Here is a 22512-nt window from a genome sequence, read left to right as displayed (position 1 = left end):
TTTGAAATTGTTTTTAAGTTGTAAGTAAATATACATTCTTTTAATTAACACACAAATTATTAATTCTCTTTTTATAGTGTACTTAATTATTTACTTTTGCTGTCAGTTATAATTACAAAAATTGAACCACTTTTTTGTTTAATTGTTTAATCGTTAATTCGTTTAATCAATTGATGGTCTGCAAGCGGGATTCGCAAAGCAAAAACAGTTAAACAATAAAACGATTCAGCAATTAAACAAATTAACGATTAAACAAACCTATTTAAATGACAATTCCAGCACAATTTGACGCTAAGACGATTGAGAACAAATGGTATGATTACTGGATGAAAAACAACTATTTTCATTCAGAACCAGATCATAGAACGCCGTATACTATTGTAATTCCGCCTCCAAACGTCACTGGTGTCTTGCATATGGGACATATGTTAAATAATACAATTCAGGATGTTTTAATTCGTAGAGCCCGTCTTAAAGGTTTCAATGCTTGTTGGGTTCCGGGAACGGATCACGCATCTATTGCTACCGAGGCAAAAGTTGTAGCAAAACTAAAAGCAGAAGGAATCAATAAAAATGATTTGACCCGCGAAGAATTTTTAGCACATGCCTGGGAATGGACAGATAAATATGGTGGAGTAATTCTTGATCAGCTTAAAAAACTAGGTGCTTCATGCGACTGGGAACGTACCAAATTTACTATGGATCCTGATATGTCGGCATCTGTAATAAAATCGTTTGTAGATTTATACAACAAAGGCTTGATCTACAGAGGTTACCGTATGGTAAACTGGGATCCTGAAGCTAAAACAACTTTGTCTGACGAAGAAGTTATTTATGAAGAACAACAAGGAAAATTATTTTTCCTGAAATATAAAATAGAAGGATCTGAAGATTTCTTGACTATTGCAACAACACGTCCTGAGACTATCTTTGGCGATACTGCTATTTGTATCAACCCAAATGACGAACGTTTTGCACATTTAAAAGGGAAAAAAGCGATTGTTCCTATTTGTGGAAGAGTGATTCCAATTATCGAAGATGAATATGTAGATGTAGAATTCGGAACAGGATGTTTGAAAGTTACTCCGGCACATGATGTAAATGATAAAGCATTAGGAGAAAAACACAATCTTGAAATCGTTGATATTTTTAATGAAGATGCTACGCTAAATAGTTTCGGATTGCATTATCAAGGGAAAGATCGTTTTGTGGTTCGTACCGAAATTGCAAAAGAATTAGAAGAAATTGGAGCTTTGGCGAAGACCGAAATCCATTTGAATAAAGTAGGAACATCAGAAAGAACTAAAGCGGTAATCGAACCAAGATTATCAGACCAATGGTTCCTGAAAATGGAAGATTTAGTAAAACCGGCAATCCAATCTGTTTTGGTTGATGGTGATATTAAATTACACCCAAAACGTTTCGAGAATACTTACGCGCATTGGTTAAACAATATTCGTGATTGGAATATCTCTCGCCAGTTATGGTGGGGACAACAAATTCCGGCATATTATTACGGAGACGGAAAAGAAGATTTTGTAGTTGCAGAAAATATAGAAGATGCTTTAGTTTTAGCAAAAGAAAGAACTTCTAATAACTCACTTACAACGTCTGACTTAAGACAAGATGTTGATGCCCTTGACACATGGTTTTCTTCATGGTTATGGCCAATGTCAGTTTTTGGCGGAATCATGGATCCTGAAAGTGCAGATTACAAATATTATTATCCAACAAACGACTTGGTTACAGGTCCGGATATTTTGTTTTTCTGGGTTGCAAGAATGATTATTGCAGGTTATGAATATGCAGGCGAAAAACCATTTACGAATGTATATTTAACTGGTTTAGTTCGTGATAAACAACGTCGTAAAATGTCTAAATCATTAGGGAATTCTCCTGATCCTTTAGATTTGATCGAAAAATTTGGAGCTGATGGTGTTCGTGTAGGATTGCTTTTAAGTGCTTCTGCAGGAAACGATATTATGTTTGATGAAGAATTATGTCTACAAGGAAAATCATTCACAAACAAGATTTGGAATGCTTTTAAATTGATTAAAGGTTGGGAAGTTTCTGAAACAATCCCGCAACCGGAATCATCAAAAGTAGCGATCGAATGGTACGAAGCGAAGTTGCAGCAAACTTTAGTTGATATTGAAGATAATTTCGAAAAATACAGAATTTCAGATTCATTAATGGCGATTTATAAATTGGTTTGGGATGATTTCTGTTCTTGGTTTTTAGAGATGATCAAACCGGCGTACCAACAGCCAATTGATAAAGCTACGTTTGATAAAGCAATCGAAATGTTAGAAAGTAACTTGAAGTTACTTCACCCATTTATGCCGTTCTTAACAGAGGAAATTTGGCATTTAATTGCTGACAGAACTCCGGAAGAAGCTTTAATCGTTTCAACATGGCCAGAATTAAAACCTTTTAATGCAGGTTTGATTGCTGATTTTGAAAGTACAATCGAGGTGATTTCTGGAATCAGAACAATCAGAAAAGATAAAAATATTCCGTTTAAAGATACTATCGAATTAAAAGGAATTAATAGCGAGAATCTTTCGACTTATTTTGATACCATCGTAACGAAACTAGGAAATATTTCTGCTTTCGAATATGTTTCTGCGAAAGTAGATGGAGCGTTATCTTTCCGTGTAAAATCAAATGAATATTTCATTCCGATTTCAGGAGGAAATATTGATGTTGAAGCTGAAATCGCAAAACTAACTGCAGAGTTGGTTTACACACAAGGTTTCTTAAAATCTGTTCAGGCGAAATTATCAAACGAGAAATTCGTTGGCGGAGCACCGGAAAAAGTTTTGGCTAACGAAAGACAAAAAGAAGCTGATGCTTTGGCTAAGATTGCTACAATCGAGCAAAGTATTGCTGGATTGAAATAAGAAATAAGCCAGATTAAATAATAAGTATGATCCTAACAGGTTTCAAAACCTGTTAGGTATTAAGATAAAAACCCGATAAATTTTTAAAATTTGTCGGGTTTTGTTTTACAATAAATTCTCTGATTTTTTTATAAAAAAAATGTCTTATTTTTTGATTTTCATATCTTAAAATGATATAATTTTAATACGATTTTACGTTAAAACAAAAATCGCTTCGCAATGAAAAAAATCGTGTTATTTGTGTTTGTTTCTTGTCTTTTTTTGGGATGTTCCAATAAAGAAAATAAGGTTAAAAATGTCGAAAGAGCTTTCTATTACTGGAAGAATGGATCTTCTTTTAGTGAAGGAACGACTGAGGAACTGAATAAATTGCAAGTCAGGAAAATCTACTATAAATTTTTTGAGATAGATTATAATGAAGCGATGGGAAACTTTCCATATCAAAAAAATAGTCCTGATGAATATACGTTCCGAAAACTGGATTCGGTAAGCATCATTCCTACTATTTTTATCAAGAATGAAATCTTTCAATATAATAATGAAAAGTCATTAAATAAATTGGCTGATAATATTGTTTTTCTAATCAACAAATATCGTAAAGGCCGTTATCAATATAATGATAAAGAGAATTTCGACTATTCCGAAATTCAAATTGACTGTGACTGGACAAAATCAACCAAAGACAAATATTTTTATTTATTGAAGAAAATAAAAGAATTGTCAAAAAAGGAAATTAGCTGTACGCTTCGTCTTTATCCTTATAAATACCCGGATATTATGGGAGTGCCACCAGTTGATAAAGTGACTTTAATGTGTTATAACTTAATTAAACCATTATCTCAAAAAGATAAAAATTCTATTTTAGATATAAATGAATTAAAATCGTATTTAGATAAAAAGAGAAGTTATCCGGTGCATTTGGATGTAGCGTTACCTGTTTTTTATTGGACATTATGGTATCAAAATAATCGCTTTGCCGGATTGGTCAATTTTAATTCTGCAGATATTAGCGGGATTGCCAAACAGATTAAACCAATGTGGTATGAAATGACAGAAGATTATACTTTTGAATATGAATATTATTTAAAAAAAGGAGATCAGTTAAAGATTGAAGAGGTCGATTCGAAAACACTTAACGAGGCGATTTCGATTATTAAAAAAAATGTCGAATTAGACGCCACAACAACAATTTCACTATTCCATTTAGATGACAGTACTTTTAAAAAATACAATCATGAAGAAGTTTCTGGTTTTTACAGTTCTTTTAGTAAGTAGTTTTTACCAAAGTTTTGCCTGTGGATATTCTCCATATGGCGAAGATGTGAGATATTGTATATTTAGACCCAATTACTTTAATTATGCTCAATATAAATCATTCTTTTATAATGCAGATTTATGGGGATTTGATTATAGCAGAAATCCGGAGGATTATAAGTTAAATGTAGATTCTAATATAGCAGACTGGTATAATTACACAAATAAAAAAGTTGCCATTGATGATATTGAGGACTTCAATTTTAATTTGTCTTACACAGATATTCATTCTAATAGCGATAATAAGTTTATAAAATATCTTTATCAGAATAATAAAATTGCCGCTATTAACTACTTGAAAACGGCAAAAAATTGCGAATTGGCAAATGACTCTGATGATGTGTGGGAAAGAAATGAAGCAGTAAATACAGATAGAAGACTTGAATTGTTGCATAAAATTTCTCAGATTATCGATAAAGAACAGGATCAGTATTTTAAAAGAAAATATGCTTTTTTAGCGATTCGGCTTGCTTATTATTCGGGAGAAAAAGAGGTTATTAAAACTATTTTCGAAGCCAATTTCAGTAAAAACAAAAAAGATTATTTGTACTACTGGAGTTTATTCTTTTACACTTTTACAAAATCCAATCCCGGATATATGGTTGATGTTGCCAATTTAATGGCAAACTCTCCAGAAAAAAGTTATGCCAGCTATTACTATTTTCATCATGATTTTAAAATTCAGGAAGCTTTAAAGTATGCTGAGAATAAAGAGGACAGAGCAAATCTTTATGCTTATGCATCTGTACAGAAAGTAGATAAAAACCTGGATTATTTGAGAGAGATTTATAAAAATAATCCAAAATCTCAAATATTAGGTTTTTTACTTTTACGTGAAATCAATAAAATTGAAGACTGGGTTTATACGCCATATTATTCGAACTATAATCCCACGTCAGATTTTAATGATTTTTGGAATAATAAAATAAAAATTACAACCGAAACATTACGTAATCGTTCTGAAAAGGATAGATTGTATGCACAAGAAGTTTTAGATTTTATAAATACAATCGATGCCAACAAAACACAAAATCCGACCGTTTGGGAGGCTTCAAAAATCAACTTGCAATTTATTACAAGAAATTATACAGACTGTTTAAAAAATATTTCGTTGTTTGAAAAAAAGCATCCGTCTGAAAAGATAACTGAGGAAATAGAGAAAATAAAAGCACTTTGTATTACTGCAAATCAGGAGAATGGCAAAGCGATTATTAAACCGGAAACGGAGTCTGTTATTTTAAAATATAAAGATGATTCGCGCTTTATTTTTGCTTTAGGAAGAGAATTAGAATTTAAAGGAAATATTATTGATGGTTTGGCTTTGTTATCTCTAATTGAACAAAATACAGAGAGATCTTATGATTTAGATGATGTAGAGTGGAGGGGCAATCGAATAAAAACATCGGGTAATTTACAAGAGTTTAATCGTTATTTTGACTATCTTGATTTTGTTTATTCTGCTGCAGATTTGCAAATAATCGTCAATAGGATAGATAAAGGTTTTAAGACAGAATTTGAAAAGGTAATTTATATTAAGCTATTGAAAGATAAAGATTATCTTAAAGATTTACTAGGAACAAAATACCTGAGAGAGAATCAATTAAAGAATGCTTTATTAACTTTTAAATCATTAGACAAAAAGTATTGGGATGATAATTATAATGCTTGGGAAAGAGGAGAATATGATGAATATTATGCTTTTGATCAAAATCCTTTTTATGATTTTAAGCACACAACAAGTTTCATTGAGCATAAAGAAAAATATATTGTCACTAAACTTTCAGTAACAGAACATCTTATAGAATATACGAATCTGGCAAATAATTCAAAAACAGAAGATAAGGCATATTACTTTTTTTTGATTGCAAATTGTTATTACAATATGTCAGATTATGGTAACTCCTGGATGATGCGCCGTTATTCAAGCAGCAGTTCTTATTATGGTCAAAAAAGTGAAAATGAATCTTATGTAGATGAGATTGAATACCGAAATAAAGTAAAAGCTGTTGCTAATTATAAATTAGCTTATCAAAACGCAAAAACTGATAAATTTAAAGCGCTTTGTTTACGAATGATGGATTATGCAGAAAAGAATCAATATACTAATTCAAAAAGAGTTGATAAACAATTTCCTGAATTTAGTTCGGATTTGTCAGGATGCGAAAGCTTAGAAGAATATTTTAAAGCAAGGAGATAATTAAGACAAACCTAACAGGTTTCAAAAATCTGTTAGGTTTTTTATGCAAAAGATTCTACGCCCCGAATTCACGAATTATTTAACCACATATTGAAGAATTATTCGTGAATTAGTGGCTATTTTAAATTATTGTTTTTTTTCTAATCATTACTTTTTCTTTCGATTCAAAACCAAAAACAGCGGATAAGAAATTGCCGTAATAACAACAATAATGATAAAGCTTTTAGGATCGCTGTAAACAAAACCAATTAACAAAGCCAGCGAAGCAGCAATGGCGATAATCGTTGTCCAGGGATACCAGATCGAGCGATATGGCCTTGGCAAATCTGGTTCGGATTTTCTTAATTTTATCAAAGAACAATACGCCAATCCCCAAACGATAATAGAGGTAAAGGCCGCAAATGAAAACAAGACTTCGAATGAACCAATACATATTAAAAATAAACTAAATACAGAAGAAACCAAAAGGGCCACAATTGGAGTTCCGCCTTTATTAACGGTTGTTCCTTTTTCGATAAAAAAACCGTCACGACTTAATCCGTAGAGGATTCTTGGCGGAATCATCATAAAAGCATTCAGGATACTGATCAACGAAAAAATAGAAATAACGGTAACTATTATAGCGCCGTTTTTTCCAAAAATAATGTTTGCTACATCGGCAGCAGCCAGATTCGATTTGGCTACATTTTCGACGGGCATGATATATAAAAAGGCGACATTTATTAAAACATAAATAACCATTACAAGCAAAACACCGCTGTATAATGATTTCGGAATATTCTTGCTAGGATCGTCATTCTCTTCGGCAAAAAAGCAAACGCCATTCCAGCCGTTATATGTTCCGATAATAAGCTGAAGCGATTTAAAAAATCCAAATAATAAACCAATCTGGACTACAGTATTGTCTTTTGGAATAGGAGCCAGCTTAACACCTGAATACATAAAACAAGCGACAACCAAAGCAAAAAAACAAATCACCTTTAATAAACTCGTAATTTGCTGAATTACACTTCCATTTTTTACTCCGCTTAAGTGCAAGAATACAAAAGCAATCAATAACGAAATAGCCATTACGGTAGCGTAATTTCGTAGTCCGGGAAATAAAATAATAATATATTCACTGATTACTATACAGTAAAAAGCAGGCGGAATAGCATTGGTAATATAATCAAACCAACCCGAAAGAAATCCGGCATAATTGCCAAAAGCCCTTTTGATATAATTATAAGATCCTCCGGCTTTAGGAAGCATTGTAGCAAGTTCTGCGTAGGAAGTAGCGCCAATAAGCACAAACAATCCGCCAAAAAGCCACGACGCTATAATAAGCCAGTAATTATCTAATAATGCTGCAATCGTGCCTGGAGTTCTTAAAATTCCAACTCCTATGGTTCCTCCAATTAGTACGGCGATATTAAAACTTAGGCCTAGCGTTTTTTGTAATTGGTTTTTTGTGGAATCTGACATAAGTAGAATTTTTATTGTGATGGGATAGAAATACCCGTGCGGCAAAAGTAATACAATTAGAGACTTTTTGGTCGAAACAAAAAGCCTCATTTATGGCTAAATGAGGCTTAAAATTCTTTGAAGTATTTAGGATTTTGCTGCTATTATAAATTTGCTTTTATTTTTTCGATAACAGATTCGTATTCTGTATCGGATAAATATGTTTTTTGAGGATTCATTTCAAAAACCCCTCCAAATCCGTAACCCTCTTTATATTTAGGAACTATGTGAAAGTGTAAATGGGATAAAGTATCACTATAAGCACCATAATTAATTTTGGTTGGATTGAAAGCTTTTTCAATTGCTTTGGCAACAGTCGCGACATCTTCCATAAATAAATTACGCTGTTCATCACTTAACTCATAAAACTCAACAGCATGATTATTGTAAACAACATTGCAGCGTCCTGTATAGGATTGTTCTTTAAAAAGGAAAAGCTGAGAGACTTTTAAATCTTCAATTTTGATCATTAACTCCTGCAATTTGTCATTGTTTTGACAGTACAAACATTCTGAAACCGGACTAGGCATATTTTCTAATGTATTTTATTAGTAAAACTTTTTTTACAATTTATGTTCTCTTGCAAAAATACTTTTTTATTTTAAAAACCAAAGCTTCTTCTGTTTTTTCAAAAAATGAAATACAGAAAAAGCTTTGTAAACTAAAATCTAATTCAAAAATTTTAGAACTTATATCTTAAGCTTGTCATAACCTGACGAGGCGCAATTGGGTTTACACTATAATTTTCGTGAACAGTATAATTCAATTCATTTGTGATGTTTGATAATCGGCATAAAATCGAGAATTTTCTCCATTCGTAACCTAAAGAAGCATCAACAGTAGTATAACCTTTCAATGGAATGTCTCGGTCTCTGATTGTTATAGTATACGCAGGATCTGGCTTAGGATTAGCAGGCGTTGGTTTAACCTCTGTCCATAAATAATCATCATTCCAGCCTCCGGTACGGTCTCCAACATAGTTTGCAATCGCTCCAAAAGTTAATCCTTTTAATAAACCAGCTGGCAGTTTGTAGAAAAAGCTCAAATTGGCTGTGTTTTTAGGAGTTCTTGCCAATACATCGCCTACTACAAGACTTCCGTTTGTTCCGGACGATTTCGATACTTTAGTTTCATTAAAACTATAACCCGCCAAAATATTCAAGCCTTCAACAGGATTTGCAGTTATGTCTATTTCGACACCTTTTCCTTTTGTAGCACCTACTAATTCTTTGAAATTGCTGTTCGCATTTTGTGTTACACCATCTGCTAAAAATTGCGCAGTTTGTGCCAGATTGTTATTTGATATTTGATAAACAGTAACGTTTGTACTCAAAAGACCTTTCCAGAAATCTTTTTTGATACCCACTTCATATTGGTCAATAATCGAAGGATCCAATGGTTTTGAATCTACTGTTGTTCCCGTATTTGGTGTAAAAGAGTTCGAATAACTTGCAAAAAGCGATAAATCGGTCGTTGGCTGAATTACTAATCCTGCTTTAGGCGAAAAAGCCCTGTTTAAGGTTTTGGCTCCGACAACAGGAAGCGCATTTTCGTAAGCAGTTGTAATGACATTTACATTGTTCTTCTTCTCGATTACTTCTTTTGTAGTTGTAGCTTCTCCTTGTTGCCACGACCAACGTAATCCTGCTAAAACTTTTACATATTGATTGATAGAAACCAAATCCTGAAAATAAGCTCCAAAACGTTGTGTTTCTGTACTTGTCAATTGAGTAGTTCTTGTAGGGTAAGGAATAACATTACTTTGCGTACCGTAATCGTAAGTATATAAGTTTATCGCTGTAGCTTCTGTTGTTAAAAGATCTGCAGGTTTTGCAGGATCATAGAATCCAAAAGTATAACTTGGAGCCAGAGAATTTTCGTAGTCAACTCCCGTAAATATCTGGTGTTTGATGCTACCGGTATTAAAAGTTCCCTGTAAGCTCAATTGGTCACCAAATATTTGTTCGGCACCATCAGCTTTTGTTAACCCGCGTTTCCAGTTTCCGTTGGCATCAATTGTACTTAGTTGTGCTGTAGAAGTCTGAGTTCTGCGGTAAGACTGGTAAGAAGAATTAAAATTTAATTTCCAGTTTTTATTAAAATCATGATTAAACAACATCGAAGCACTGGCAGATTTGGTATTGGCAGTTGACCAAAGTGACCCGAAAAATTCGTTACGAGGAAGATCCAGAATTGTTTTACCGTAGATTCCTGTACCAAAATCAGGAGTCCAGTCGGCACTTAAATAATCTCCTTGTACTGTAATTTGTGTTTTGTCTGAAAGATGAAATAAGAACGAAGGGTTGATATAAATACGTTCGTTTTTTACGTAATCCCTAAAGCTTTCTGAATTTTCGTAGGAAGCAATAAATCTATAGGCAATAGATTTGTTTAAAGGCCCGTAAATATCTAATGTTGGTTTGTAAAAAGAATAACTTCCTATTTGCATGGATAGTTCGCCGCCTTGCGTAAATTTTGGTGTTTTGGTAACCAAATTCATAATTCCGCCTGGTGCCACATTTCCGTATAATAAAGCTGAACCTCCTTTTAAGAATTCTACTTTTTCTAAAGATGAAACTTCTGGTATTGATCCGGCATTATAGCGAAAACCATTTTTAAACATATTATTGGCAGACATATCATATCCTCTCGAAAAGAATGATTCCTGTGCACCACCACGAGCAGATCCTACATAAACTCCGTTAAGGTTTTTTACCACTTCGCTTAATCTGATAGCTTGTTGTTCCTGTATTATTTCGCTGCCAATGATTTGAACACTCTGTGGCAAATCCATTACTTTGATTCCTGAACGTGCAGCTTCAATGGGTTTCTTGGGTTTATTTGCTGTAATTAAAACTTCATTTAGAATTTCGCCCTTTTTATTTTTTACAGTATCATTTGCTGTTGAGGTATTTTCTGCCTTTGCATAGTCCTGACTATAAGTAGCAACACTTATAAAAGATAAAACGAGTAGTAAAGTAGATCTCATGGTATTTATTTAGATTGAATAAAAATAAGTTTTTGCAAATATAAGTGCAGTTAGATGTTTTAACAAAATTTATTGATAGATTTTCTTACTTAAAACTTGATTAGTTTTGTCTTAAGATTTGCTTAAGATTTTGTTTTATTAGATTTAATTATTTATAAATAAAGTGAGTATTTCGGTTTGAATATTGCTGTTGTAATGATTATCAGGCATAAAAAAAACCTTGCTCAAAAGAACAAGGTTTGTAATAGTATAATAAGTTGACGTAAATGAACTATTTTACAGTAATTAAGTACGTAGCCATTTTCCAGATTTCGTCGTATTTTTTACCGTTATGTTCTCCGGCAGCTTTTTCTGTATAAGCAAATTCTACCATGTAATTTCCTGGCCAGATTGGTGTAAATGAAATTTCTCCGTTTTCATTACTCCATAATTCTTTTTCCCAGCCATTTGGAGCTATTACTTTCATTTTTTGCTCTTTCGCAACCTTAGCTTCGTACAAAGCATTTACATTCACTTTTATTTTTTGTTTTGCAGTTGTAGCATCTTTAGAAAATAAACTAATCACGTTTGTGTTTGCAATAGCTTCGTTTCCTTTTGCAGCATTTCCTACTGTAACAGTTGCACTTGAGTTGTAATCTAAAACCATAGTTCCGTACACATCTTTTACTTTGTGGTGCATCACGATAGTATAAACTCCATCTTCATCCGGAGTAAAAAATGCCTGGTATTTATTATCTAATGCTTTAGAAGTAAGTTTTGTTTCTTTTTTTGAAGGAGAAACCAATACTAAAGTAAAATCTTTTAAATCAGAAAACCATTTGTCTGCTTTCGTAATGTCATTATCTGAAAATTCTCCAAAATAAACTGAAATTTCCTGAGCTTTTCCTTTTGTACCAGTCGCTTTAGTTTCGATCCAAAGTGCGTGAGCAAATAATTGTGGACTTGCAACTAACATTAAAAGTAAAAATGTTATCGTTTTTAAAGTTTTAGATTTCATAAGATGAAGTTTAAATGTATTAGTATTAATATTTTTTACAAACTTAAGTCTTATTTAGAATAATTAAAAATAAAACTTAATAAAAAGACTTTTAAATTGGAATAATCTGAATGTAGGGATAAAAATAAAGGAACTAATTTTTACCATTAGTTCCTTTTTGAGGTTATGTAGTTATTAAAATTTATAAGCAAAACTTGCTACAAGATTTCTTGGTTTTTGCGGATTCAATGTCGACCATCCACCATTAAAATAATCTTTGTTGGTAATGTTATTGATATTTAAGCTTACGCGGAATTTATTTGAATTATAAAAAACCGAACCATTAATAACAGTGTAGGCAGGTAAAACAAATTTTCCGGTTACGGCACCGTCTAAAATCGCATTTTCGCTGGCGTAATTTCCTCCAAATCCAATTCCGAAGTTTTCTAAAGTACCTTCATCAAATTTGTATGTTGCCCATAAGTTTGCTAAGTTTTTTGGACCGGACCAGAAAGGTCTTTTTCCTTGCTCAAGCCAAACATTTCCAACATCTCCTTTTGTAATTTTACTGTCGTTATAACTGTATCCGGCAATAATACTTAAACCTTTTATTGGTGAAGCATTAAGGTCAAATTCAAAACCTTTGCTTCTGGCTTCACCTCCTTGAGAGCTGAACGTTTGGCCGCTTGTTACTAAATTGGCCACATTAATATCGTAATAACTTACAGTTGCATTTAGTTTATCTGCAAAAAGATCTGCTTTTACTCCAAATTCTAATTGATTGGCATGTTCAGGCTCAAAGGTTTGTGATCCTAATAAATTACCATCGGGATCGTAGTTTAAGGCAGGAGCGACATTTCTGAAACCATTCATATAATTAGCAAATACAGCCAGTTTATCCTTTATGGGCTGATACAGCAAGCCAAATTTTGGTGAGAGTGCAGTTTGTGTATAATCATCATCGTCATTATTGATATTACCTTCGGTATCAAAATAGTCTACCCTCAAACTTGCCATTGCTAACAATTGTGGGGTAATATTAAGTACATCTGAAGCATAAGCACTATAAGTTGCATCTTTTGGCTGGTAATTTCCGGCAGGTTTATTGGCAAGAAGTTTATCTACAGATGTCTGAGTCAGGTAATAAGGTGCATCAGGATCTAATTGTCTCACTTCGCCCTGAGCGGTAAGATTATACAATTGACCATAACCTGAACCTCCATACATTACATTTCTTTCAAAGTAGTCAAGACCTACAACCAGACGATTACGCATTGATCCGATTTTGAAATCGCCAATAAAATTTTGTTGAATATCGGTTACAATTGTTTGAGATTGTTCTTTTGTAATCCATAAGGCAAAATCCTTATTTCCGTCTTCATTATCATAAATATAAGAGTAGTATCCGCTTGATTTAGAAGAACTTCTTGATAATACCGTTTGCGAAGTCCATTGATCTGAAATCTTATATGTCATTTGACCTTGCAAATTAAATCTGGGATTCTTCATGGATAAATCGTTACTGTAAAAAGACAACTTTGTATTGTAATTTAGTTCAGCTAAGTTGGCGTATTGCAAGGGCGCATCTCTTCCTAAAAACAACATCGACGGAGTTGTTTTTTCTTCCTGCATAAATTCAGTATTAATTACAAAAGAAAGTTTATCGTTTACTTTATAAGAAAGGGAAGGGGCTACAAAAAGCGAAGTACGAAAACCTGCGTCCTGAAAACTATTTTCTGTTTGATATGCCGCATTAATTCTAAAAGAGATATTATCTGCATCGTCCAGTGGTGTGTTGACATCTGCAGTAACCCTGTTTAAACCAAAACTTCCTGTGATATAGGAGATTTCGCCACCAAAACCACTATAAGGCTTTTTGGTAACGGTATTGATAAGTCCGCCGTAACTCACTAAACTGCTCCCGAATAAAGTTCCTGATGGTCCTTTGATTACTTCAATACGTTCTACATTTGCAGGATCTAAACTTCCGTTTGTTAAACCCGGTAATCCGTTTACAATATTGGCCTGAACTTCAAAACCACGCAATGTATAATACGATCCGCCATCGCCGCCACGTCCTGTAGATTCCCATAATTTTTGAATTCCGGGTACGTTTTTTAAGGCATCTTCATAATTGGTAATGGCTTGTTCTTTGATCAATTCAGAGGATACGATATTGTAAACCTGAGGATTTTCAACATTTTTCAAGGGCATTTTAGAAACATAAACACTTTGTTTCGGGAATGCTTTTCCTCTGTTTCCGGTAATGATAACCTCTTTTAATTGTTTGTTAGAAACCTTCAATTGCAAATCAAGCGTTGTGGTTTCATTGATGGCAACAGTTACTTCCTGTTCCAGTGTTTCGTAACCGGTTAAGGAAACCTGCAAGGTATAAGTGTTGGCTTTTACGCGGTTAAACTCAAAAGCACCATCTTCATTGGTAATAGTCCCGTACTTTGAATTTTTGAGGATAATGTTTACGCCAACCGCCAATTCGCCATCTGAGGTTGTTATCGTTCCTTTAATTTTTCCTGTGTTTTGCTGGGCCAACATCGCGTTTGTGGCCAACAGAAAAAAACATAATGCAAAAGCGAAATGCTGAATGCGAAGATTAAGATATTTCATTTTTTTTTGGTTTAGTTAATTTGTTCCTATTTATATTCAAAAAGACTTTTTTTTGAAATACTGCTAAATAAAAAGCACCTCCGGATAGAGATGCTTTTGATAACGTTTTTAAAACTTCAAGGTTAAGTTTACTAATATGTTTGACGGAGTCTGAGCCATTCCGTAAGAATCCCAGTATTCTTTGTTGCTGATGTTATTAAATTTTACACCAAGCCTCCATGTTGGCTGATCATAAAATACAGTTGCATTATAAATCATGTACGATGGAGCATAAAAACTTTCATCTTCAAATTTATATTGTTTGTCTACATAATTACCTCCAAAACCAAAACCTAAATCTTTTAGTTTGTTTTGAAATTTATACGAAACCCAAAAGTTTACGACATTCTCCGGAGCACTACTGGCTTTGTTTCCTTCGATAGCAGCATCTGATGATTTTATGATACGATTATCATTATAAGCATAACCAATCACAGCGTTTAAACCTTCGACAGGATTAGCAATAAATTCGAAATCCAGACCTTTACTGACTTGTTTACCATCCTGAATACTAAATCCGTCAGGAGTTGTTCTTGTCGCATTATCGATAGTAATGTTGTAATAACTTAATGTAGTGCTTAATTTTTTATTGAATGCTTCTACTTTTACACCCCCTTCGTATTGGTTGGCATAAACTGGTTTTAAGATTAACAAGCTTCCGTCTGGCTGATTTACCGGACCTGAATTTTGAAAACCATTCATATAATTTCCAAATAAAGAAACCTGATCTTTAACCACTTCATAAACCAAACCTAATTTTGGCGATAAAGCAGTTTGGTTATATCCTTCGACATCTACAAGTTTTTTCTGAACAAAGTTGTCCAGACGAAGACTCAACATAGCCGATAAACGATCTGTAAAACTGATCACATCTGAGGCATAAACACTAAATATTTGCTCGTCCGGAACTGGCCATGTAAGTTGAGACAAAGCAGCATCAACTTGTTTTTTACGAATAGGCGCAAAAGGTTTTGTTACATCAATAGTGTCCAGAACCGGTGTTGCACCATAATTGAAAGTACCTTTTGAAAATCTGTAATTTACACCTAACAATAATTTATGTTTGATGCTTCCGGTAGAAAACTGGCCATTAATGTTTTCTTGTATGTTGGTAAACTGATTGGATATTGGTCCAAAACGAGAAACACTTCTTTGTACTTCTGTTGGCGAACTCCATAAGGTATAGTACTGATAACTGCGATCTACATTTTCGTCTATAAAAGAGTAAAGTGTGGTAGATTTCCAGTTTTCTGCCAATTGATATTCTGCCTGAACAAAAACTTTTGACGATGAGGTTTTGGCATCAAGATCATCGTGAAATAAACTTTTTCTGTAGTCTATCTGTAAATCTGTCGGGTTTGTAATTCCCGGAGCATAAGAACGTCCGTAAGTAGGGCGTGTGTTGTTTACATTGTAGACTTCAGTATCAATGCTTAAGGTTAGTTTATCTGTTGCTTTATAAATAATACTTGGCGCAATCAGGAATGTTTTATTAAAACCATAGTCTAAGAAACTTTTTTCAGTATTTACCGATGTGTTTAATCGAAACAATACTTTATTATCCTGTGTTAATGGAGTATTGATGTCAAGCGCAAGTCGGTTCAATCCAAAACTTCCTCCGGTATACGATACTTCTGTTTTTTTACCTTCAAAAGGTTTTTTGGTAACTAAATTGACAACCCCTCCAAAAGACGAAACAGAAGATCCGAATAAAGTTCCTGATGGTCCTTTTAGCACTTCGATACGTTCTGCATTATCAATAGAAATAGAGCTTCGGCCTGTCATGTTTTCCATTCCGTTTCGGGCATTAACTCCCGTGCTAAATCCTCTAAAAGAAATTTCAAGTCCGCCTGAAGGATAAATCTTTGTGGTTACACCAGGTGAATTTACAACTGCGCTCCTAATGTCAATGGAAACCTGTTCCTGCAAAAGTTCTTTCTGAATCACGCTGTAAACCTGCGGATTTTCCAGATTTTTAAGCGGCATTCTTGCAACGTAATCTGTTTTTTTAGATAAGATGCTTTTCTTTCCATTTACCACAACTTCGTGTAATTCCTTATTAGAAACTTTCAGTTGAAGAGTAATGGTTGAAGTTTCACTTTCTGCTACAATAACTTCCTGTTCAGTAGTTTCGTAACCCGTTAGAGATATTTGTAGCGTATAAGTATTCGCTCTTACTCTGTTTAGTTCAAAAGTCCCGTCATCATTGGTAGTTGTACCGTATTTGGAGCTTTTTAGAATAATATTTACACCGGCAGCCGCGTCGCCGTCAGAGGTTGTTATTGTTCCTTTTATTTTTCCGAAATTTTGTTGTGCAAATGAACAAAAAACCGAGAATAGTAAACTGATTGTGAATAGAAAACGAGAGGTTTTCAGAGTTGTATATTTCATTTTAAAATTAAATTTGGTTAAGGTTTTGTTTTTATTTAGAATGAATAAAAACAGTGCAAATGTAGAAATTAATATTTCTTTAACAAATTTTATAAAGAATGATTTAATGTACTTTTTGTTATATTTAGATAAATATTTTTTACTAAACATGAAGAAAGAGAAGCAATTGACTTAAATTTCTCACTTTTATTAAAAAATCTGAAAAGGGTAGAAGTTACACTTCAAAAGACTTAATTTTGCAGTCTGAAAAAATGCTTCATGATTTTACCTTTCTTTAAAAAAATACAAAACACGCCCAGAGGATTTAGAATAGCTAATACTGTATTTTTTTTCCTTTCCGGATTTGGATATTCTTCCTGGGTTTCGCGAATCCCTCATATTAAAACACAATTACATTTGTCCGAAGCTGAATTTGGAACTGTTTTATTCGCTTTTCCTATTGGTTTAATGCTAACCATGCCTTTTACAGGAAAATTATTGAATAAATACAGCAGCCGTTATATCATGTTGTTAGGAGCAGTAATGTTTAATATCGTACTGGCTCTCCCGGGTTTGGCGGGTTTTGTATGGCAGCTGGTCATTATACTTTTAATTTTTGGAGCATCCCGTAATATTTTCAATTTGTCTATTAATGCACAATCGCTTGAGGTTCAAAAGTTGTATCCGCAATCGATTATAACCCGTTTTCATGCTGTTTGGAGTATTGCCGTTTTTGCGGGTGCAGGTTTGGGTTATGTTATGGTCTCAAGACATATTGCACCATCGCATCATTTGTTGGGTGTAAGTGTATTTATGATGGGACTTACGGCTTGTTTTTATCCGCTAAGTATCCATAATCAGCCGGTACCGGTAAAAAAGAAGTTCTTTTCGATGCCGGAAAAAAACCTGATCAAGTTTGCCATTATTTGTTTTGTTTCTATGGCTTGCGAAAACACCATGTACGATTGGAGTGGTATTTATTTTGAAAATATATTACACGCTTCGCCAAAGCTAACCAGTGCTGCGTTTGTATTTTTTGCTACAGCAGTAACCTTAGGGCGTTTGTTTGGAGATTATGGCGTAATGAAATTCGGTACAAAACGAATCCTGCTTTACAGCGGTATTTTTATCACAATAGGATTTTTAATTTGTTTTCTGCTGCCTTTTATTTATCCCACGATTTTTGGTTACGTATTAATTGGTGTTGGGGTTTCCTGCGTAGTTCCGTTAGTATTTAGCATCGCCGGAAGATCATCAAAACTAAGCAGCGGCTCTGCCTTAACCTCTATATCTACAATTGGTTATTTGGGATTTTTATTGGTGCCACCAATGGTGGGGTTTATCTCTGAATATTTAAGTATGAAATGGGCGTTTTTAGTAATGGCGCTTTTAGGTATACTGATGATTTTTATGGTGAATAAGATTGGGGAGAATGAGTAACGAGGGTTTGCCAGGAGGGCGCTGATTTTTTTGCCACGAAGGCTCGAAGACGCTAATTTTTTTGCTGCTAAGTCGCCAAGTTTTTTGCCAATAAGACTCGAAGACGCTAAGTTTTTTTTGAAATATTTTGTCAGTAAGTCGCTAATTTTTTTGCCACTAAGGAGCTAAGACACCAAGTTTTTTTAAAATATTTTGTCGGTAAGGCAGTAATTTTTTGCCACTAAGGCTCAAAGACGCAAAGTTTTTTTTGAAAGATTTTGTAACTAGGGTGCTAAGGTTTCTTTTTTTGACCGCAAGATGCAATAAGTATTTTAAAATTTTGCTCTGAAAGAGCCTTAGCAATAGCATAGTGCGAAGCACTATGATGAAAAGTGACTATCGTTTTGCCCTGTAAGGGCAAAAGCCCAATTCTAAAGAAAAAACTAATAATATTTTTCTACGAATGTTATCTATTTTACCAATCTAGAGGTCTGTTTGCTTTTGCCCTTTCAGGGCAATAGTCACTTTGCTTTAGCTCGTAGCACTGCGCACTACGCTTATGATTTTGGGCTTTCAGCCCATTTTTAGGATTTTCGAAAACTATGTGAATATTTTTTTATTTTAAACTGGACTGAAGTCCAGCTCTACAAAATGAATCGAACCTAAAGTTCTTTAAATACCAGCTTTCGCTTGAATAATAGTAATTAGAAGCTTTTTATAAGGCTAATTAAGACGTAGCTTTAATATAATTCTTTCTAAGAAATTACAAGATAATCCCAAAAAAAGAACCGTAGGTTCAACCAATATTGCAGGGCTAAAGTCCAGCTCTACAAAATAAATACAACCTAAGGTTCTTTAAATACCAGCGTTCAGTGGAAATAATAGTAAAAAGAAGCTTTTTATAAGTATAATTAAGATCTAGCTATAATATAATTCCTCCTAAGAAATTATAAGACAATCCAAAAAAAAGAACCGTAGGTTCGACCAATATTGTAGGGCTGGACTTTAGTCCAGTCAAAAAAAATCGATTATAATTATAAACGCTAAAAAATTCGAGAGATCTTATTTCTTCACCATAATAAAATGCTCCGTAGTCAATTTCCCTTGTAAATTTCCGGTAGCTTCCGCTGTTATAGTATTATTTGCACCTTTTGTATAAGTAATTTTTTGAGGATAATCGTGTTTTGGATTTTCGAAAATCAATTGTTTATCAGATTCTGTGGTTGAAGGAAATGCAACAGATTTATCATCATTCTGACCTTTTACAGTAGCAAAATAAGTTAAGGTTTCTCCTTTTTGAGCTAAGACAATGCTTTCAAAATGTAAAGTATCTTTTCCTTTAATGAAATAAGATGCCCCGCTAAAAGTACTATCGTTTAGTTTGGTCCAGTTTTCGGTTAAAGTACCATCAGGAGATGTATTTTCCCAGTTTCCGATAAGCCAGTCTGCAATTTTGATTTTATCTTTTTCTACAGATTCTTTTTTCTGGCAAGAAACAACAAGTAATACAAGTGCTAAAAGAGTAATTTTCTGAAACATATTTATGGTTTTTGATGTTAAATTGAAAAGCTAAGATATTAAAAAAATGGTTGCCACTAATTTCACAAATTAGCACGAATTATTATTCAAATGCTAAATGGAAAATTTGTCTTGAATTGGAGGATTAAAATGATTTTTGTTTCACGCAGATTTAAAAAAGATCTAAGCAGATTCTCGCAGATTTCTTAATCTAAATCAAAATTAAATCAGCCATAATCTGCAAAATCTGCGTGAAAAAAATTAGCGCTAATTTGTGTAATTTGTGGTTAGAAAACTTTGTAAAAAATCATTTTAATCCTTTAATCTGTGGCTAAAAAATATTAAACACTTTCGCCTAAAATAGCATAAACCAGTTCTTTAGTCGGTTTCTGATCTTTTAGTTTTGCTCTGACATCATCAAAAGTCACTTTAAAATCACAACCCAATTTATAATCGCCACAACCATAAGCGGTTTTTCCTTTCATGATCGTTCCTTTTTTGCATTTTGGGCAAGTCAAGGCATCAGAATCAGCTGTTGCTGCTGGTTTTGCTTTTGGAGCCGTTTTTTTGACTTCTAATTTTAGTTTGTAATTTTCTTCAAAACGAATCAAACCTTCTACAGTTCCTTCCTCGGTTTTAAAACCTTTTATGTTTACGGTCGATCCTTTTTGTACCAATCTTAGATATTGATTTTCGGATATTTTTTTCTCTGCAAAAACATTTGGCAATAGAAAATCGCAACCAGCTTTATAATTTCCACATCCGTAAGCTGATTTTCCTTTTATTAAAGTAGCTTTCTGGCATTTCGGACACGTTTCTGCCAAAATTCCTGCGGCTTTCTTTTTCTCGACTTTTACCACTTCTTTTTGAGTTGCAGTTGCATGCGAAATGTTGGCGTGTCGGGTTTCACTTCGAACTTCGGTAACCAAAGCCTCGACCATTCGCTTCATGTTTTTGATGAATGCTCCGGCGGTAAAAGTACCTTTTTCGATATCTTTCAGTTGTTTCTCCCAGGAACCTGTGAGTTCAGCCGATTTAATCAATTCATTCTGAATCGTATCAATCAACTGAATCCCGGTAGGAGTTGGTAAAACCTGTTTTTTATTTCGAACAATATACTGACGTTTAAAAAGTGTTTCGATAATATTCGCACGCGTAGACGGACGGCCAATACCGTTTTCTTTCATCAATTCCCGTAAATCTTCGTCATCGACCTGTTTACCTGCGGTCTCCATCGCACGCAGTAAAGTTGCCTCAGTAAACTGATTGGGTGGTTTGGTTTCTTTTTCTAAAAACGATGGTTCGTGCGGACCTTTTTCGCCCACCACAAAATTGGGTAATAAATCGGCTTCTTTTTCTTTGGCGTTCGGGTCTTCAAAAACAACACGAAAACCTTTTTTCAAGATCACTTTTCCGGTAGTTTTAAACATGACTTCGGCTGCTTTTCCTATTACTGTGGTGTTGGCAACCAGACAATCATCATAAAAAACTGCAATAAAACGTCTGGTAATAATATCGTAAACTTGCTGCTGATTGAACTGCAAATTGCTTTCTATTCCGGTTGGAATAATCGCGTGGTGATCTGTAACTTTTTTATCGTTGAAAACCTTAGGCGATTTTTTTATTTTTTTGCCTAAAAGTGGTTGGGTTAATTCGGCGTATTTGGATAATTTTTGCAGAATTCCCGGTACTTTTGGGTAAATATCATTAGGTAAAAAGGTGGTATCGACTCTGGGATACGTCACTACTTTTTGCTCGTACAAAGTCTGTACAATTTTAAGCGTTTCATCTGCCGAAAATCCAAACTTGGTATTGCAATACACCTGTAAACCTGTTAAATCAAATAGTTTTGGTGCGTATTCGTTTCCGTTCTTTTTATCGACCGAAACAATTTCGAACTCACTTTCTTTGACCTTATTGGCCAAAAGTTCTCCGTCTTCCTTTTTCAGGAAACGGCCTTCTTCATAACTAAAAAGAGTTTCTCTGTATAAAGTTTGTAATTCCCAGTAGGGTTGAGGTTTAAAGTTTTCGATTTCTTTCCAACGATCGACAACCATTGCCAATGTTGGCGTTTGCACACGGCCAATAGACAATACCTGTTTGTATCCGCCATGTTTTACGGTGTACAAACGTGTGGCATTCATACCCAATAACCAGTCGCCAATGGCTCTGGAGAATCCGGCGTAGAATAAATTATCGTAGTTTTCAGATGGTTTTAAGTTTTCGAAACCTTCTTTTATCGCTTCGGTTGTTAAGGACGAAATCCATAAGCGTTGTACTTCGCCTTTGTAATTCGCTTCGTTCATAACCCAACGCTGAATCAGTTCTCCTTCCTGCCCGGCATCCCCGCAATTGATGACCAATTCGGCTTTGTCGAATAAGCTTTTTACAATTTTAAACTGTTTTTGAATTCCTGAATTCTCAACGACTTTGGTTTCGAATTTCTCCGGAAGCATGGGTAAGTTGTTCAAATCCCAGCTTTTCCAGTGCGGTTTATAATCGTTGGGTTCTTTTAAAGTACATAAATGCCCAAAAGTGTAAGTCACGGCATAACCGTTTCCTTCAAAATATCCATCGTGCTTGGTATTGGCTCCCAAAACGGATGCGATTTCGCGTGCTACACTTGGTTTTTCAGCAATACATACCTTCATTTTTCTCC

The 22512-nt window shown here is 34.1% G+C and carries 12 protein-coding genes; 4 read left to right on the top strand and 8 right to left on the bottom strand.

The genetic code is table 11. The features are described from left to right. The first annotated feature begins 266 nt into the window (after positions 1 to 266). The 3 genes from ACIDC4_RS04095 to ACIDC4_RS04085 all read left to right on the top strand — a co-directional run bounded on the left by ACIDC4_RS04095 (position 267) and on the right by ACIDC4_RS04085 (position 6414). Positions 267 to 2903, top strand: coding sequence for a valine--tRNA ligase (locus ACIDC4_RS04095; RefSeq protein WP_412041865.1), 2637 nt, complete (start codon positions 267 to 269; stop codon positions 2901 to 2903). 219 nt (positions 2904 to 3122) lie between these two features. Next, entirely contained in the window at positions 3123 to 4178 is a 1056-nt protein-coding gene (locus tag ACIDC4_RS04090) for a glycoside hydrolase family 18 protein (protein ID WP_412041864.1), read from the top strand. Next, positions 4138 to 6414, top strand: a complete 2277-nt coding sequence (locus ACIDC4_RS04085; RefSeq protein ID WP_412041863.1) for a hypothetical protein — start codon at positions 4138 to 4140, stop codon at positions 6412 to 6414. The genes ACIDC4_RS04090 and ACIDC4_RS04085 overlap by 41 nt, the downstream gene beginning before the upstream one ends. A 147-nt stretch (positions 6415 to 6561) precedes the next feature. On the opposite strand, the gene ACIDC4_RS04080 is transcribed toward ACIDC4_RS04085, so the two are convergent. From ACIDC4_RS04080 to ACIDC4_RS04055, 6 genes are all read right to left on the bottom strand, one after another. After that, entirely contained in the window at positions 6562 to 7878 is a 1317-nt protein-coding gene (locus ACIDC4_RS04080; protein ID WP_412041862.1) for an APC family permease, read from the bottom strand. 143 nt (positions 7879 to 8021) lie between these two features. Then, positions 8022 to 8387, bottom strand: a complete 366-nt coding sequence (locus ACIDC4_RS04075; RefSeq protein WP_412041861.1) for an HIT family protein — start codon at positions 8385 to 8387, stop codon at positions 8022 to 8024. A 212-nt stretch (positions 8388 to 8599) separates the two neighbouring features. Next, entirely contained in the window at positions 8600 to 10906 is a 2307-nt protein-coding gene (locus ACIDC4_RS04070; protein ID WP_412041860.1) for a TonB-dependent siderophore receptor, read from the bottom strand. Positions 10907 to 11177: 271 nt separating this feature from the next. Continuing rightward, entirely contained in the window at positions 11178 to 11903 is a 726-nt protein-coding gene (locus ACIDC4_RS04065; RefSeq protein ID WP_412041859.1) for a hypothetical protein, read from the bottom strand. 174 nt (positions 11904 to 12077) lie between these two features. After that, on the bottom strand, positions 12078 to 14507 hold the full coding sequence (locus tag ACIDC4_RS04060; protein ID WP_412041858.1) for a TonB-dependent siderophore receptor: 2430 nt from the start codon (positions 14505 to 14507) through the stop codon (positions 12078 to 12080). Positions 14508 to 14615: 108 nt separating this feature from the next. Then, positions 14616 to 16937 (bottom strand): TonB-dependent siderophore receptor, encoded by a 2322-nt coding sequence (locus ACIDC4_RS04055; protein WP_412041857.1) that lies wholly within the window; start codon positions 16935 to 16937, stop codon positions 14616 to 14618. Positions 16938 to 17195: 258 nt separating this feature from the next. Between ACIDC4_RS04055 and ACIDC4_RS04050 the strand changes: the two genes are divergently transcribed. Then, positions 17196 to 18356: an MFS transporter gene (locus ACIDC4_RS04050; RefSeq protein ID WP_412041856.1), complete on the top strand. Its 1161-nt coding sequence runs from the start codon at positions 17196 to 17198 to the stop codon at positions 18354 to 18356. Between the two features lie 1041 nt (positions 18357 to 19397). Here ACIDC4_RS04050 and ACIDC4_RS04045 read toward each other — a convergent pair. Beyond that, the gene (locus ACIDC4_RS04045) at positions 19398 to 19874 is read right to left on the bottom strand and encodes a DUF6265 family protein (RefSeq protein ID WP_412041855.1); all 477 of its coding nucleotides are present in this window, start codon (positions 19872 to 19874) and stop codon (positions 19398 to 19400) included. A gap of 320 nt (positions 19875 to 20194) precedes the next feature. Then, the gene (locus ACIDC4_RS04040; RefSeq protein WP_412041854.1) at positions 20195 to 22504 is read right to left on the bottom strand and encodes a type IA DNA topoisomerase; all 2310 of its coding nucleotides are present in this window, start codon (positions 22502 to 22504) and stop codon (positions 20195 to 20197) included. Between the last annotated feature and the right edge of the window lie 8 nt (positions 22505 to 22512).

This window comes from Flavobacterium sp. C3NV (genome assembly GCF_046825355.2).
Lineage (GTDB): Bacteria > Bacteroidota > Bacteroidia > Flavobacteriales > Flavobacteriaceae > Flavobacterium.
The sequence above is the reverse complement of the archived record's forward strand: the minus strand, read 5'-3'. Positions and strand labels throughout refer to the sequence as shown.